Genomic DNA, 15,336 nt, shown 5'->3' on the forward strand with positions numbered 1-15,336 from the left:
GAAAAAACGGATATAATGTATTTGAAGATGTTGCTAGTAGAAAGAACTTAATAAGCTTCTTAACATCGCAGTGACTGTGGTCACCTTCTCACTAAGTGACCAAGTAACTTTTTGGAGGAAATGATGAAACGTTTATTTATTTTGATTTCAATGGTATTGGTATCGCTTTATATGGTGATAACTTCCGTTGACCATCGAGAAGAGATTTTATTTGGTAACTATCCTTCTGTTGATGTGACAGGAATGATGATAAATCAACCAGTAGCTAGTCGCGAAGAGGTGACAGAGGTTTTGAGTCACTTGGCGGTAGAGCATAATAGTCTCATCGCCCGTCGAATCGTTGAGCCAAATGAAGCTGGAGAAACACTCTTTACCTATGCCACTTATGGTGAGGGAGAGCTTCCAGAAGGTCTGACCATTTCCTCCAAGGAGAGTGCAGAAACGAGTGATTTATTAGGGTCTTACTTGATTGTGTCAGGAAGTTTGGATGGAGTGAGCTTACAGACCACCTTGAAAGAACTTGGCTATCAAGGCTTTGTTTCGAATGGAGAAGATCCATTTTCGATAGTCTTACTATTGGCGGCCACCCCTATGGTGCTACTGAGTTTAGCTATTTTTCTGCTGACCTTTATGAGTCTGACCCTGATTTATCGGATCAAATCCCTTCGTCAGGCAGGGATTCGCTTAATAGCTGGTGAGAGCTTGTTTGGAGTTGCTCTCAGACCAGTGTTAGAAGATGTGAGACAGTTTATCTGCTCAGTGCTGGTATCCAGTCTTTTGGGATTGGGGATTCTCTGGTATCAAGGTGTCTTGTTTATGGCAACGGTGCAACTGGTCATCATTGCTCTTCTACTTTATGGATTGACCCTGGCAGGGATTTCTACCTTACTAAGTGTCGTCTATCTACTTGGTTTACAGGAAAATAGTCTGGTGGATCTATTGAAAGGGAAACTCCCTCTCAAACGTATGATGACATTGATGATGGTGGGGCAACTCTTAGCTGTATTGGTGGTCGGATCGAGTGCGACAGCTCTCCTACCCCACTACCGTGAAATGCAGGAAATGGAGAGAGCTAGCAATAAATGGAGCCAGTCCTCAGACCGTTACCGTCTATCCTTTGGTTGGTCTAGTGCATTTGCCGATGAAGAAGGAACGCGTAAGGATAATCGTGAGTGGCAGACATTTACTGAAGAACGGTTAGCCAATACAGACTCTTTTTATATTATGAGCAATGTTGACAATTTCTCAGACGGAGCAGAAGTGGACCTAGATGGCAATCGTCTCAGTGACTACACACCGTCAGGGAATGTTATCTATGTCTCACCACGCTATCTGATAGAAGAAAAGATTACCGTTTCTTCAGAGTTTATGGACAAGATGCAAAACTTGTCTGAGGGAGAGTTTGGGCTGATCTTGCCTGAGAGCTTGCGAGAGCAGTCTGCCTACTACCAAGGATTGTTTACAGATTACCTGCAAAACTTTTCATCTGAAAGTGTAGAAGTGACGAGTCAGAAATACTACCTCCCACAGGTAAGTCTAGCTTTTACAGAAACAGGACAGGAACGTTTCCTCTATAATGATGGGTACAAGACAACACGCCAGTACCTAAAAGATCCGATTATTGTAGTTCTAACGCCGCAAGCGACTGGAACAAGACCTGTTGCAGGGATGTTGTGGGGAACTACGGCTAATAGTGCCTTGAAACTAGATCGATATGGAGACAGCATCACAGCTCTAAAAGAGCAAGGTCTGTATCACAAGGTTTCTTACTTGGTAAAAAGCCAGCTATTTTTGCCAAGGTACTAAATGACAAACGGGTAGAGTTTTACTCTCTCCTTATTGGGACGATTTTGACCCTGTCTACGGCTATCTTGTTATTTGATTCCATGAATCTTCTCTATTTTGAGCAGTTCAGACGGGAGCTTATGATTAAACGTCTTGCTGGTATGACAATCTATGAGCTTCATGGCAAGTATTTACTGGCGCAAGGAGGAGTTCTCTTGCTTGGCCTAGTCCTATCTAGTATTTTGACAAGAGATGGTTTGATTAGCGCTCTAGTTGTAGCTTTGTTTACGCTTAACGCCCTCTTGATTTTAGTAAGGCAGGACAAAAAAGAAGAAGCTGGTAGCATGGCAGTATTGAAAGGAAAATAAGATGATTGATATTCAAGGATTGGAAAAGAAATTTAATGACCGCGCGATTTTCTCTGGTTTGAATCTCAAGCTGGAGAAGGGCAAGGTTTATGCCTTAATCGGAAAGAGTGGAAGCGGAAAGACGACGCTGCTGAATATCTTGGGAAAGCTAGAAAAGATAGATGGAGGAAGGGTTCTCTATCAGGGGAAAGATTTAAAAACCATTCCCACTCGTGAGTATTTTCGAGATCAGATGGGCTATCTCTTTCAAAATTTTGGCCTCTTAGAAAACCAATCAATCAAAGAAAATTTGGATTTGGGTTTTGTTGGTCAGAAAATCTCAAAAGTAGAACGTTTGGAAAGGCAAGTGGGGGCTTTAGAAAAAGTTAATCTAGGGTATTTGGATTTAGAACAAAAAATTTATACTTTATCTGGGGGAGAGGCCCAACGAGTTGCCCTTGCGAAAACTATTTTGAAAAATCCACCCTTGATTTTGGCAGATGAACCAACAGCAGCTCTTGATCCTGAAAATTCAGAGGAGGTTATGAATCTCTTGGTGGATTTGAAAGATGAAAATCGAATTATCATCATTGCGACCCATAATCCCCTAGTCTGGAATAAGGCTGATGAAATCATTGATATGAGGAAACTTGCTCATGTGTGAAAAAATCCGTATTCGCAGGGTATCTGATTATCCTAGTGCCAGAGGTGGTTTATAAGATATCCTCATCATGGAAAATATGACCAATCATCTCCTTTTGGTTCAAATCCGAGTGCATGGCTATTTGCTTGATTTTGCTAGTAGTGAAGGGCAAAGGCAAAAGCATTATCGTTTGAAAAATTTACCTCAAACGGTTGAACTGACAGTGGATGATGTGGAGGAGGATGTGGATTTGACCCTACCCGAAAATCGAAGTTATCAAGAAGCTGATTTTTTTGATACTCAATGAAAATCAAAGAGCAAACTAGGAAGCTAGCCGCAGGCTGTACTTGAGTACGGCAAGGTGAAGCTGACGTGGTTTGAAGAGATTTTCGAAGAGTATGAACGTATGTTTCGAGAGAAGCGCTAAGGCCACTTTTAAAGATTTCCAAGACTATCTTTCTTCATGAGGAAAGATAGTTTTTTGGTATGATTTTCACCCCCAAAATACAAGGGGAATGTGTTACAATAGTAGTAACAGATAATAGAAAAGAGAATAGATGAGAATTGCAGATTATAGCGTGACCAAGGCAGTGCTGGAGCGTCACGGTTTTACCTTTAAAAAGTCCTTTGGGCAAAATTTCTTGACGGATACCAATATCCTACAAAAAATCGTGGATACGGCTGAGATTGATGACCAGGTCAATGTCATTGAAATCGGGCCAGGTATTGGTGCCTTGACCGAGTTTTTGGCTGAGCGTGCAGCAGAAGTTATGGCCTTTGAGATCGACCATCGTTTGGTACCGATTTTGGCAGATACCTTGCGTGATTTTGACAATGTGACTGTAGTCAACGAGGACATTCTCAAGGTCGATTTGGCGCAACATATCCAGAATTTCAAAAATCCTGACCTGCCAATCAAGGTAGTGGCTAATTTGCCTTACTACATCACAACGCCTATTCTCATGCACTTAATCGAGAGTGGCATTCCTTTTAGTGAGTTTGTGGTCATGATGCAAAAAGAAGTGGCGGACCGTATCTCGGCTCAACCAAATACCAAGGCTTACGGTAGCTTGTCTATCGCTGTGCAGTATTACATGACAGCCAAGGTTGCCTTTATCGTGCCGCGTACAGTCTTTGTGCCAGCACCAAATGTAGACTCAGCCATCTTGAAAATGGTGCGCCGTCCAGTGCCAGCTGTAGCAGTGGAAGACGAGAACTTTTTCTTTAAGGTTTCCAAGGCTAGTTTTACCCATCGCCGCAAGACCTTGTGGAATAACTTGACAGGTTACTTTGGCAAGACTGAAGAGGTCAAGGACAAGCTGACCAAGGCTTTGGACCAAGCAGGCTTGTCACCAAGTGTGCGTGGGGAAGCTCTCAGCTTGGAAGAGTTTGCCAGCCTAGCAGATGCACTTAAAGGGCAAGGACTCTAAGATGCAGGGACAAAAACTTAATTTTAGTAAAAAATGAAGTAGATCTTTCTATGATAAAACGCATATTATCAAGGTTTTCCAACACCTGATAATATGCGTTTCTCTGATTTTAAAGACTTTTGTCCCAGCATTTTGGTATATATAGTAGATTGAAATAAGATATGAACAAAGAGATTAGGAAAGTCAAATTAATTTCTAGAAACGTTTTAGAATCCTTAGTGTACTATTTCTAGGTTCAATCCACTATAGTTCGTATTAAATCAATGAATCAGTAGTTGATTGGGCACTTCATTAGATTTTTAAACTCGTGAAATACCTGATTAGCCTTGTGGGGCTGGACCAACGAAATCGAGTCTTTGTCTACCGATTTCTGCTCCATCGATTTTTCACTCGACATTTATATATGAAATTTACCCTAACAATACTATTCTATCATAAAACTAGTAGAAAAAACAGTCTTGTATTTATTTATTTTTGTGATATATTAGTAGGTGAATAAGGGCATGTTCAATAGACTTAGAAAGGAGTTTTTTGTAGCAAACTATTGAAATATATGTAGCCAAGATTTGGAACAGTTACCTATAGGAGTGTGAATTGCTTTCAGATAGATATCCTATTCTGAAATATAAGGAAACGTTCATCTTATATTAGCTATTTTTACTCCTCTTGAAAATGGGAAGGATATATTCATGAGAAAAAAATTAGTCAATAGCCTTATGTGTGCAGTGGTTCTATCAGGATTTCCTATTGCGACTTATGCAAATGAGAAGAATATTGGTCCAAATATAACGGTTTCTAATGGGCAAACTAGATTATCTATACCTGAAAAAAATGGGGTAGAAGTGATTCAGTCTGAAGAAAATCGAGTTGTATATGAGGTGAAAGAGGCAGCTAAAATAGAAACTAGCGATGGAGATATGGTGGCCCCCATTGTTGTGGATAGCCGTATTACTTCTATAAACAATCAAGTAGTACAAGGAAAAACTGTTTATACCGCTGATTTAGAGAAGGCTACTTTTGTTGAAGAGGGTTACAATAAGCTTGCTAAACCAACGAATATATTAGACCATATTTTTGGTATACAGAAAGTGCACGCTTATACTCAAAACATTACTACTCATCAAAGTCAGTTTGATAGTACTTATAGTGTGGAATTGTATACTGTTGTTCACTGGGTGAGTTATGATGGAGGTGTACAAAAAAATATTACTAAAATAAGTGGAGGAGTTGACTTCCATGAAAGGGATATCGAAATAGAATCTTCAAGTGTGGAAGTTAGACAAGGTGGTTGGTATTCATCCCAGCAAAAATGGTTTCATCCAGGTGCAAGAAGTAGTTGGGAGTATAGCACAGGTTTTTCTAAGGTTGGACCAGGTGAAAATCGGGTAGTAACTAATTATACTGTTAATTTGATTCGATATGGAGATAGATGGTCAGCTTACTTGCAAAATAATCCATGGTAGAGAATATGAAAAAAATAATTAGTCCCCTTCTTTTTTTAGTGAGCTATTGTTTACCTTTCTATAAAGTAGTTGATGTGATTGATGGAGAAACGACTGAAAGTATGATTTATGGTTTTCAATTTATGTTGCGAAATTGGTCAATCTATCTACTTTGTCTGTTCTTATTGATGATTTTTCTATGGCGAAAGCAAGGATGGGTTCTAATTGTAGCAGTATTTATGTATGTTCTTTGTTTACTATCTCTAACGACCTATGATTTCTATCAATTTCCAATCATCTATCTACCAGGCTATTTTATAGAGTCTGTCTTTCCCCACATGATGTATGGAGTTTATATTCATATTTTTTGTCTTGCTTTATTAGGTTTTTTCTATTACACACAGAAAAAGTAAAGCGAACAGGGAGTTTTAGGCTCTCTGTTCGCCTGTTTTTATATAAGGAGGTAGATTCGTTATTTTTGTATAAAACTTGGTATCTAAAGCGTGAGTGTATCTTTTTCTTTTAGAATAGACTTATCGAAATTGTAAAGAGAAGCTAAGCTAAAATAGCTTTTTTTTGTTATAATGGAACTAACAATTTTAAAGGAGTTATTTTGCAGGGACAAATCATTAAAGCCTTGGCTGGGTTCTACTATGTAGAGAGTGATGGCCAAGTCTATCAAACACGCGCGCGTGGGAATTTCCGTAAAAAAGGGCATACCCCTTACGTTGGGGACTGGGTAGATTTCTCTGCCGAGGAAAATTCAGAAGGCTATATTCTCAAGATTCACGAACGGAAAAACAGTCTGGTCCGTCCGCCTATTGTCAATATCGACCAAGCTGTAGTAATCATGTCTGTCAAGGAACCTGATTTTAACAGCAATTTGCTGGATCGTTTCTTGGTTCTTTTGGAGCATAAGGGTATTCATCCCATCGTCTATATTTCTAAAATGGATTTGTTGGAAGACGGGGGAGAACTGGATTTTTACCAGCAGACCTATGGTGACATCGGATATGACTTTGTGACCAGTAAAGAGGAACTCCTGCCTTTGTTAACAGGCAAGGTTACGGTCTTTATGGGGCAGACGGGTGTTGGGAAATCAACTCTTCTCAATAAAATCGCACCAGATCTTAATCTTGAAACGGGAGAAATTTCAGACAGTCTGGGTCGCGGGCGTCATACCACTCGAGCTGTTAGTTTTTACAACCTCAATGGGGGTAAAATCGCAGACACACCAGGCTTTTCATCACTGGATTATGAAGTATCAACGGCTGAAGACCTCAATCAGGCCTTTCCAGAGATTGCCACTGTCAGTCGAGACTGCAAATTCCGTACTTGTACCCATACCCATGAGCCGTCCTGTGCTGTCAAGCCAGCAGTTGAAGAAGGTACCATTGCACCCTTCCGTTTTGACAACTACCTGCAATTCCTCAGCGAAATTGAAAATCGCAGAGAAACCTATAAAAAAGTCAGCAAAAAAATTCCAAAATAAGGAGAAACCTATGTCTCAATACAAGATTGCTCCGTCAATTCTGGCAGCAGATTATGCCAACTTTGAACGTGAAATTAAACGCCTAGAAGCAACTGGGGCAGAGTATGCCCATATCGATATTATGGATGGTCATTTTGTGCCGCAAATCAGTTTTGGTGCGGGTGTGGTCGAAGCTCTTCGTCCTCATAGTAAGATGGTTTTCGACTGCCACTTGATGGTGTCAAACCCTGAGCATCATTTAGAGGACTTTGTGCGTGCAGGTGCGGATATTATTAGTATCCATGTGGAAGCAACGCCTCATATTCATGGTGCCCTCCAAAAGATTCGTTCACTCGGTGTCAAGCCATCAGTTGTTATCAATCCTGGTACACCAGTTGAAGCGATTAAGCATGTGCTTCATCTAGTTGACCAAGTCCTAGTCATGACAGTTAACCCTGGATTTGGTGGTCAAGCCTTTCTGCCAGAAACCATGGATAAGGTTCGTGAGCTGGTTGCCCTTCGTGATGAAAAAGGTTTGAACTTTGAGATTGAAGTGGATGGTGGGATTGATGACCAAACTATTGCTCAATCCAAAGAAGCTGGTGCGACCGTTTTTGTAGCAGGTTCCTATGTCTTTAAGGGAGATGTCAATGAGCGAGTACAAACTCTCAGAAAACAACTGGACTAGGGTTGCCGTTTTTGCAGGCGGAGACCGCGGTCATTATCGGACGGACTTTGATGGTTTTGTTGGTGTGGATCGAGGCTCGCTCTGGATCTTGGAAGAAGATTTGCCTCTTGCTCTAGCAGTCGGAGATTTTGATTCTGTGACGGAAGAAGAGCGACAGGTGATTCAAAAACGTGCCCAGTATTTTGTCCAAGCCCGGCCAGAAAAAGATGATACTGATTTGGAATTGGCTCTCTTGACCATCTTTAAGCAAAATCCTCAGGCTCAGGTTACTATTTTCGGTGCCTTGGGTGGCCGTATTGACCATATGTTGGCCAATGTCTTTCTGCCTAGCAATCCTAAGTTGGCACCCTATATGCATCAAATAGAAATTGAGGATGGGCAAAACTTGATTACTTATTGTCCAGAAGGAATCAGTCAGCTAGAACCTCGTTCAGACTACGACTATCTAGCCTTTATGCCAGTTCGGGATAGCCAGCTGACTATTCTTGGAGCCAAGTATGAGTTGACAGAGGAAAATTTTTTCTTTAAAAAAGTGTACGCTTCTAACGAATATATAGATAGGGAAGTGTCGGTAACTTGCCCAGATGGTTATGTGGTCGTACTGCATAGCAAGGACAGGAGGTAGGATGGAAAGTTTACTTATTCTATTATTAATTGCCAATCTAGCTGGTCTCTTTCTGATTTGGCAAAGGCAGGATAGGCAGGAGAAACACTTAAGTAAGAGCTTGGAGGATCAGGCAGATCATTTGTCAGACCAGTTGGATTACCGCTTTGACCAAGCCAGACAAGCCAGCCAGTTAGACCAAAAAGATTTGGAAGTGGTTGTCAGCGACCGTTTGCAAGAAGTGCGGATTGAATTGCACCAAGGTCTGACCCAAGTCCGTCAAGAAATGACAGATAATCTCCTCCAAACTAGAGACAAGACAGACCAACGTCTCCAAGCCTTGCAGGAATCAAATGAGCAACGTTTGGAACAAATGCGCCAGACGGTCGAGGAAAAACTAGAAAAGACCTTGCAGACACGCTTACAGGCTTCCTTTGAGACAGTTTCTAAACAACTGGAGTCTGTCAATCGTGGCCTTGGAGAAATGCAGACAGTTGCCCGTGATGTCGGAGCTCTTAACAAGGTTCTCTCTGGAACCAAGACGCGAGGGATTCTGGGAGAATTGCAACTGGGGCAAATTATTGAAGACATCATGACACCTGCCCAGTACGAACGAGAATACGCAACGGTTGAAAACTCTAGTGAACGAGTGGAGTATGCCATCAAGTTACCCGGACAAGGCGACCAAGAATACGTCTATCTGCCAATTGACTCTAAGTTTCCACTGGCAGATTATTACCGCTTGGAAGAAGCCTATGAGACAGGTGACAAGGATGAGATTGAACGCTGTCGTAAGTCACTCCTAGCAAGCGTCAAGCGCTTTGCTAGGGATATTAGGAACAAGTACATAGCACCACCTCGGACAACCAACTTTGGAATCTTGTTTGTTCCGACAGAAGGTCTTTATTCAGAGATTGTGCGCAATCCGGTCTTCTTTGATGATTTGAGACGGGAAGAACAGATTATTGTTGCAGGACCAAGTACCCTATCAGCCCTTCTTAACTCTCTATCAGTTGGTTTCAAGACCCTTAATATCCAAAAGAGTGCCGACCATATCAGCAAGACTCTTGCCAGTGTCAAGACCGAGTTTGGCAAGTTTGGTGGTATTCTGGTCAAGGCACAAAAACATCTCCAACATGCCTCTGGCAATATTGATGAATTATTAAACCGTCGTACCATAGCTATCGAGCGGACGCTCCGTCACATTGAGTTGTCAGAAGGTGAGCCTGCGCTTGATCTACTCCATTTTCAAGAAAATGAGGAAGAATATGAAGATTAGTCACATGAAAAAAGATGAGCTATTTGAAGGCTTTTACCTAATCAAATCAGCTGACCTGAGGCAAACTCGAGCTGGGAAAAACTACCTAGCCTTTACCTTCCAAGATGATAGTGGCGAGATTGATGGGAAGCTCTGGGATGCCCAACCTCATAACATTGAGGCCTTTACCGCAGGTAAGGTTGTCCACATGAAAGGACGCCGAGAAGTTTATAACAATACCCCTCAAGTCAATCAAATTACTCTCCGCCTGCCTCAAGCTGGTGAACCCAATGACCCAGCCGATTTCAAGGTCAAGTCACCAGTTGATGTCAAGGAAATTCGTGACTACATGTCGCAAATGATTTTCAAAATTGAAAATCCTGTCTGGCAACGGATTGTCCGAAATCTCTACACCAAGTATGATAAGGAATTCTACTCCTATCCAGCTGCCAAGACCAACCACCATGCCTTTGAAACGGGGTTGGCTTATCATACGGCGACCATGGTACGTTTGGCAGACGCTATTAGCGAAGTTTATCCTCAGCTCAATAAGAGCCTGCTCTATGCGGGGATTATGCTGCATGACTTAGCTAAGGTTATCGAGTTGACGGGGCCAGACCAGACAGAGTACACAGTGCGAGGTAATCTTCTTGGACATATCGCTCTCATTGATAGCGAAATTACCAAGACAGTTATGGAACTCGGCATCGATGATACCAAGGAAGAAGTCGTTTTGCTTCGTCATGTCATCCTCAGTCACCACGGCTTGCTTGAATATGGAAGTCCAGTCCGTCCACGTATTATGGAGGCAGAGATTATCCATATGATTGACAATCTGGATGCAAGCATGATGATGATGTCAACAGCTCTGGCTTTGGTGGATAAAGGAGAGATGACCAATAAAATCTTCGCTATGGATAATCGTTCCTTCTATAAACCAGATTTAGATTGATAATTTAAGAAAAATGAGCATTTTTTAGGATAAGAATGTTCGTTTTTTTATGTGAATATGGTATAATAAGTAAAAGACAAAAATGAATACTCTTCGAAAATCTCTTCAAACTAGGGTAGTATCGCCTTGTCGTATGTATATATGCAGGTATATTACAGGGTTTGTCAGTTCTATTGACAATCTCAAAACAGTGTTTTGAACCACCAGCGACCAGCTTTCTAGTTTGCTTTTTGATTTTTTGAATAAAAATGGAATAGGAAATAGAAATGAAATTAAGAAGAAGTGATCGGATGGTTGTCATTTCCAACTATTTGATTAATAATCCTTATAAACTAACTAGTCTCAATACTTTTGCTGAAAAGTATGAGTCTGCTAAATCATCCATCTCAGAAGATATCGTCATTATCAAACGCGCCTTTGAGGAAATTGAAATCGGTCATATCCAGACAGTGACTGGGGCTGGCGGAGGTGTCATCTTCACACCGTCTATTTCGAGTCAGGATGCTAAGGAAATGGTTGAAGACTTGCGTACCAAGTTGTCAGAAAGTGACCGTATCTTGCCAGGTGGTTATATCTATCTGTCTGATTTGCTTAGCACACCAGCCATCTTGAAAAATATTGGTCGTATTATTGCCAAAAGCTTTATGGACCAAAAAATTGACGCGGTTATGACCGTAGCAACTAAGGGTGTGCCACTTGCAAATGCAGTTGCCAATGTCCTCAATGTCTCTTTTGTCATTGTGCGCCGTGACCTGAAAATTACCGAAGGTTCAACTGTTAGCGTCAACTATGTTTCAGGTTCAAGTGGTGACCGTATCGAGAAAATGTTCCTTTCAAAACGTAGTCTTAAGGCAGGCAGCCGTGTCTTGATTGTGGATGACTTCTTGAAAGGTGGCGGAACGGTCAATGGTATGATTAGTCTCTTGCGCGAGTTCGACTCAGAACTGGCAGGTGTAGCGGTCTTTGCGGACAATGCCCAAGAAGAACGTGAAAAGCAGTTTGACTACAAGTCACTCTTGAAGGTAACCAATATTGATGTCAAGAACCAAGCCATCGATGTTGAGGTTGGCAATATCTTTGACGAAGATAAAGAAGAGATAGAACTAAAGGTTGGAACGATTGTCCCAGCCTTTCTTTGCAAACAGAATAGAAGGAAGCTTATGAAAACACCATTTATCAATAGAGAAGAGTTAGAAGCGATTGTTGCCGAGTTCCCGACTCCCTTTCACTTGTATGATGAGAAGGGGATTCGTGAGAAGGCAAGAGCCGTCAACCAAGCTTTTTCGTGGAACAAGGGCTTTAAGGAATATTTTGCAGTTAAGGCTACTCCAACTCCAGCTATTTTGAAAATTCTCCAAGAAGAAGGTTGTGGTGTGGACTGCTCTAGTTATGTAGAGCTTTTGATGAGCCATAAACTGGACTTTCTGGGTTCTGAGATTATGTTCTCTTCCAACAACACGCCAGACAAGGAATACGCCTATGCACGTGAATTGGGTGCGACCATTAACTTGGATGCCTTTGAAGATATTGAACATCTGGAGAGAGTAGCAGGCATTCCAGAAATCATCTCTTGTCGTTATAATCCTGGAGGCGTTTTTGAACTGGGGACAGACATTATGGACAATCCTGGGGAGGCTAAGTTTGGCATGACCAAGGACCAGCTCTTTGAAGCCTTTGCTATCTTGAAGGAAAAAGGAGCCAAGACTTTTGGGATTCACTCCTTCCTAGCGTCCAATACCGTGACCCATCTCTATTATCCAGAGTTGGCTCGTCAGCTCTTTGAACTGGCTGTTGAAATCAAGGAAAAGTTGGGCATTTCGCTAGACTTTATCAATCTTTCTGGCGGTATTGGTGTTAATTATCGTCCAGACCAGGAGCCGAACGATATCGCCTTGATTGGTGAGGGAGTTCGTAAGGTGTATGAAGAAGTTCTTACGTCAGCAGGTCTTGGTCAGGTCAAGATTTTCACCGAATTGGGTCGTTTTATGCTGGCACCTCACGGTGCTCTAGTCACAAGAGTGACTCATAAGAAGGAAACCTACCGTACCTATCTAGGTGTGGATGCCTCAGCAGTCAACCTCATGCGTCCAGCTATGTACGGAGCTTACCATCATATTAGCAACGTGACCCATCCAGATGGACCAGCTGAAGCGGTAGATGTGGTTGGTTCACTCTGTGAAAACAATGATAAATTTGCAGTCAATCGCGAACTGCCTCATACAGAAATCGGTGATTTGCTGGTAATTCATGATACAGGTGCCCACGGATTTTCAATGGGCTACCAGTATAATGCCAAATTACGTTCTGCGGAAATCCTCTATACCGAAGAAGGTAAAGCCCGTCAAATCCGCCGTGCAGAGCGCCCTGAGGACTATTTTGCAACCTTATATGGCTTCGATTTTGAAGAATAATCTGATAATAGATTGAAAATGAAATTGAAAAACAGATTGCTTTCTAAAAAATAGGCAAAAATCTTGTTTTTCCTTCAAGTCGTGATATAATAAAACTATAAAACGTTTTCAAGGAAGGTAACGATATGTCTGAAGAAACAATTGATTATGGACAAGTGACAGGAATGGTGCATTCGACAGAAAGCTTTGGGTCAGTAGATGGGCCTGGTATTCGCTTTATTGTCTTTTTGCAGGGCTGTCACATGCGTTGCCAGTATTGCCACAACCCAGACACTTGGGCTATGGAGTCCAATAAGTCACGTGAACGGACGGTAGATGATGTCTTGACAGAGGCCTTGCGCTACCGTGGTTTCTGGGGAAATAAGGGTGGGATTACAGTCAGTGGAGGAGAAGCTCTCTTGCAGATTGATTTCCTGATTGCTCTCTTCACCAAGGCTAAGGAACAAGGAATCCACTGTACCTTGGATACCTGTGCTCTTCCTTTCCGTAATAAACCACGTTACCTTGAGAAGTTTGACAAACTCATGGCTGTCACTGACTTGGTTCTTTTGGATATCAAGGAAATCAACGAAGAACAGCACAAGATTGTCACTAGCCAAACTAATAAAAATATCTTGGCTTGTGCCCAGTATCTATCAGATATTGGAAAACCTGTCTGGATTCGCCACGTGCTAGTTCCAGGATTGACAGACAGAGATGATGACTTGATTGAACTTGGTAAGTTCGTCAAGACCCTCAAAAATGTTGATAAGTTTGAAATTCTACCTTATCACACCATGGGTGAGTTCAAGTGGCGTGAACTTGGAATTCCATATTCCCTCGAAGGAGTCAAACCACCAACAGCAGATCGCGTCAAGAACGCTAAAAAACTCATGGATACCGAAAGTTATCAAGATTATATGAAACGTGTACATGGATAGAAAAGAAGCCTGATGGAAACATCGGGCTTTTGATTTGCAAAAAGACTTAGCAAATCAGCTAAGCCTTTTTCTTCTTATCTCGAACGTTGTTTTCCAGCGTTGCGATTTTTGTGTTTTTTCTTGCTTGTGATAGCAGTTGGTTGTTCAGGGGTAACGTCTTTTCGTCCACTTGGTTTAGAGAAAGCACTTGCTTTTGGTGGGTTCTTGGCTAGTTCTTCACGGACTTTTTTGCGAAGTTTTGGACGAACGATATAGTTGACGATAAACTGTTGGAGAATCATCATGAAACCACCGACAACCCAGTAAAGTGTGACACTAGCTGGTGAGAAGAGGGAGAAGACGACGATCATGAGTGGGCTCATGTAAATCATTTTCTTGATTTGTTCTCTTTGCATTTCATCTTCTACTCCGTGAAGTGAAAGGAGCGATTGAAGATAGTAAAGGACACCAGCACAGGCAACCAAAATCATACTTGGAGAACCTAGAGGAATGCCTAGGTAGCTTGCTTGAGCAACCCCTTCAGTATGTTGGGCAGCAAAGTAGATAGCAGAGAAGAAAGGCATTTGAAGGAGGATAGGGAAACATCCTACACCACCAAACATGCTGATGCCGTGCTCTTTTTGAGCGGCAAAGAGGGCTTGTTGGGCTTCGAGTTTTTCTTCTTGAGTAGTTGCTTCTTTGAGACGTGTTTGGTGTGGCTCAAGGACATGCTTGAGAGCGTTCATCTTTTCAGAGTGAAGCGTTGCCTTCCATGATTGGTAGATACCAAGTGGTAAGATAATCAAGCGTACGATAATGGTTACGATAATGATAGCGACACCAAAGCCTAGACCTTTATCAGTAGCGAAGTACTTGATGGCTTCAGCCATAGGCGCTCCGATCGTATTCCAAATAAATCCTGTTGGCTGACCTGTGGTTTTATCGACATTGACACAGCCAGTCAAGACAAGCAACATAGCCACTCCCATAGCCGAGAATGCAAAACGTTTAATAGATTTCACTGTTTTTATTCCTTCTTTAAAAATTATACCTTTCTATTCTACTGTTTTTTTACAAAATATACAATAGTTCTGGAGACCTAATTTGCGATTTTAAAGTCAGAGTAGGGAGGAAAGTTGCTTAGTTTGACATCTAAGTAGCTTACTTTTGAAAAAGGTGTCGGTCCTTTTCGGATTTCTTGGATAAATTTTGCCATGATAGCAGATGAGTCTGCTTGGGCTAAGATTTCCACTGTGCCATCGTCGTTATTCCATACTCGACCTGTGATGCCACCAATTTCAAGTGCCAAGCTGTAAACACCCCAACGAAAGCCGACTCCCTGTACCCTACCTTGGGCAATCATTCTAACCTTTTGCATACCAACCCCCTTTGATTGTGTTATAATA

General features: G+C 41.8%; 12 protein-coding genes and 3 pseudogenes. 13 read left to right on the forward strand and 2 right to left on the reverse strand.

Annotated elements, in window-relative coordinates; translation table 11 throughout:
• The first annotated feature begins 123 nt into the window (after window positions 1-123).
• From AT689_RS04080 to pflA, 13 genes and pseudogenes are all read left to right on the forward strand, one after another.
• A pseudogene (locus AT689_RS04080) lies at window positions 124-2,153 on the forward strand (bacteriocin-associated integral membrane family protein).
• A 1-nt stretch (window position 2,154) separates the two neighbouring features.
• The gene (locus AT689_RS04090; RefSeq protein WP_000565531.1) at window positions 2,155-2,796 is read left to right on the forward strand and encodes an ABC transporter ATP-binding protein; all 642 of its coding nucleotides are present in this window, start codon (window positions 2,155-2,157) and stop codon (window positions 2,794-2,796) included.
• Window positions 2,789-3,082 (forward strand): annotated as a pseudogene (locus tag AT689_RS04095) (hypothetical protein). Before AT689_RS04090 ends, AT689_RS04095 begins: the two are co-directional and overlap by 8 nt.
• A 250-nt stretch (window positions 3,083-3,332) precedes the next feature.
• Window positions 3,333-4,205, forward strand: a complete 873-nt coding sequence (rsmA, locus tag AT689_RS04100; RefSeq protein ID WP_001216845.1) for a 16S rRNA (adenine(1518)-N(6)/adenine(1519)-N(6))-dimethyltransferase RsmA — start codon at window positions 3,333-3,335, stop codon at window positions 4,203-4,205.
• A 689-nt stretch (window positions 4,206-4,894) separates the two neighbouring features.
• Window positions 4,895-5,668: a hypothetical protein gene (locus AT689_RS04105; protein ID WP_001227792.1), complete on the forward strand. Its 774-nt coding sequence runs from the start codon at window positions 4,895-4,897 to the stop codon at window positions 5,666-5,668.
• 592 nt (window positions 5,669-6,260) lie between these two features.
• Window positions 6,261-7,139 carry a ribosome small subunit-dependent GTPase A gene (gene rsgA / locus AT689_RS04115; protein ID WP_001161968.1) on the forward strand — a complete coding sequence of 293 codons (879 nt, stop codon included), beginning with the start codon at window positions 6,261-6,263 and terminating at the stop codon, window positions 7,137-7,139.
• A 10-nt stretch (window positions 7,140-7,149) separates the two neighbouring features.
• Entirely contained in the window at window positions 7,150-7,806 is a 657-nt protein-coding gene (rpe, locus tag AT689_RS04120) for a ribulose-phosphate 3-epimerase (RefSeq protein ID WP_000085004.1), read from the forward strand.
• The gene (locus tag AT689_RS04125) at window positions 7,769-8,431 is read left to right on the forward strand and encodes a thiamine diphosphokinase (protein ID WP_000006129.1); all 663 of its coding nucleotides are present in this window, start codon (window positions 7,769-7,771) and stop codon (window positions 8,429-8,431) included. The genes rpe and AT689_RS04125 overlap by 38 nt, the downstream gene beginning before the upstream one ends.
• Before the next feature lies 1 nt (window position 8,432).
• On the forward strand, window positions 8,433-9,689 hold the full coding sequence (rmuC, locus tag AT689_RS04130; RefSeq protein ID WP_000444686.1) for a DNA recombination protein RmuC: 1,257 nt from the start codon (window positions 8,433-8,435) through the stop codon (window positions 9,687-9,689).
• Complete coding sequence (locus AT689_RS04135) at window positions 9,679-10,620, forward strand: 3'-5' exoribonuclease YhaM family protein (RefSeq protein ID WP_000703184.1); 942 nt, start codon at window positions 9,679-9,681, stop codon at window positions 10,618-10,620. The genes rmuC and AT689_RS04135 overlap by 11 nt, the downstream gene beginning before the upstream one ends.
• A 290-nt stretch (window positions 10,621-10,910) precedes the next feature.
• Window positions 10,911-11,639, forward strand: a pseudogene (gene purR / locus AT689_RS13385) (pur operon repressor); the annotation flags it as partial.
• 141 nt (window positions 11,640-11,780) lie between these two features.
• Window positions 11,781-13,031, forward strand: coding sequence for a diaminopimelate decarboxylase (locus AT689_RS13390; protein WP_000856522.1), 1,251 nt, complete (start codon window positions 11,781-11,783; stop codon window positions 13,029-13,031).
• Between the two features lie 125 nt (window positions 13,032-13,156).
• The gene (gene pflA, locus AT689_RS04150) at window positions 13,157-13,951 is read left to right on the forward strand and encodes a pyruvate formate-lyase-activating protein (protein WP_001288288.1); all 795 of its coding nucleotides are present in this window, start codon (window positions 13,157-13,159) and stop codon (window positions 13,949-13,951) included.
• 74 nt (window positions 13,952-14,025) lie between these two features.
• On the opposite strand, the gene yidC is transcribed toward pflA, so the two are convergent.
• Window positions 14,026-14,952 carry a membrane protein insertase YidC gene (gene yidC / locus AT689_RS04155; protein WP_000835941.1) on the reverse strand — a complete coding sequence of 309 codons (927 nt, stop codon included), beginning with the start codon at window positions 14,950-14,952 and terminating at the stop codon, window positions 14,026-14,028.
• Window positions 14,953-15,029: 77 nt separating this feature from the next.
• On the reverse strand, window positions 15,030-15,308 hold the full coding sequence (locus AT689_RS04160; RefSeq protein WP_001174613.1) for an acylphosphatase: 279 nt from the start codon (window positions 15,306-15,308) through the stop codon (window positions 15,030-15,032).
• Between the last annotated feature and the right edge of the window lie 28 nt (window positions 15,309-15,336).

The organism is Streptococcus pneumoniae (assembly GCF_001457635.1).
In the GTDB taxonomy this organism is placed as follows: Bacteria; Bacillota; Bacilli; order Lactobacillales; family Streptococcaceae; genus Streptococcus; species Streptococcus pneumoniae.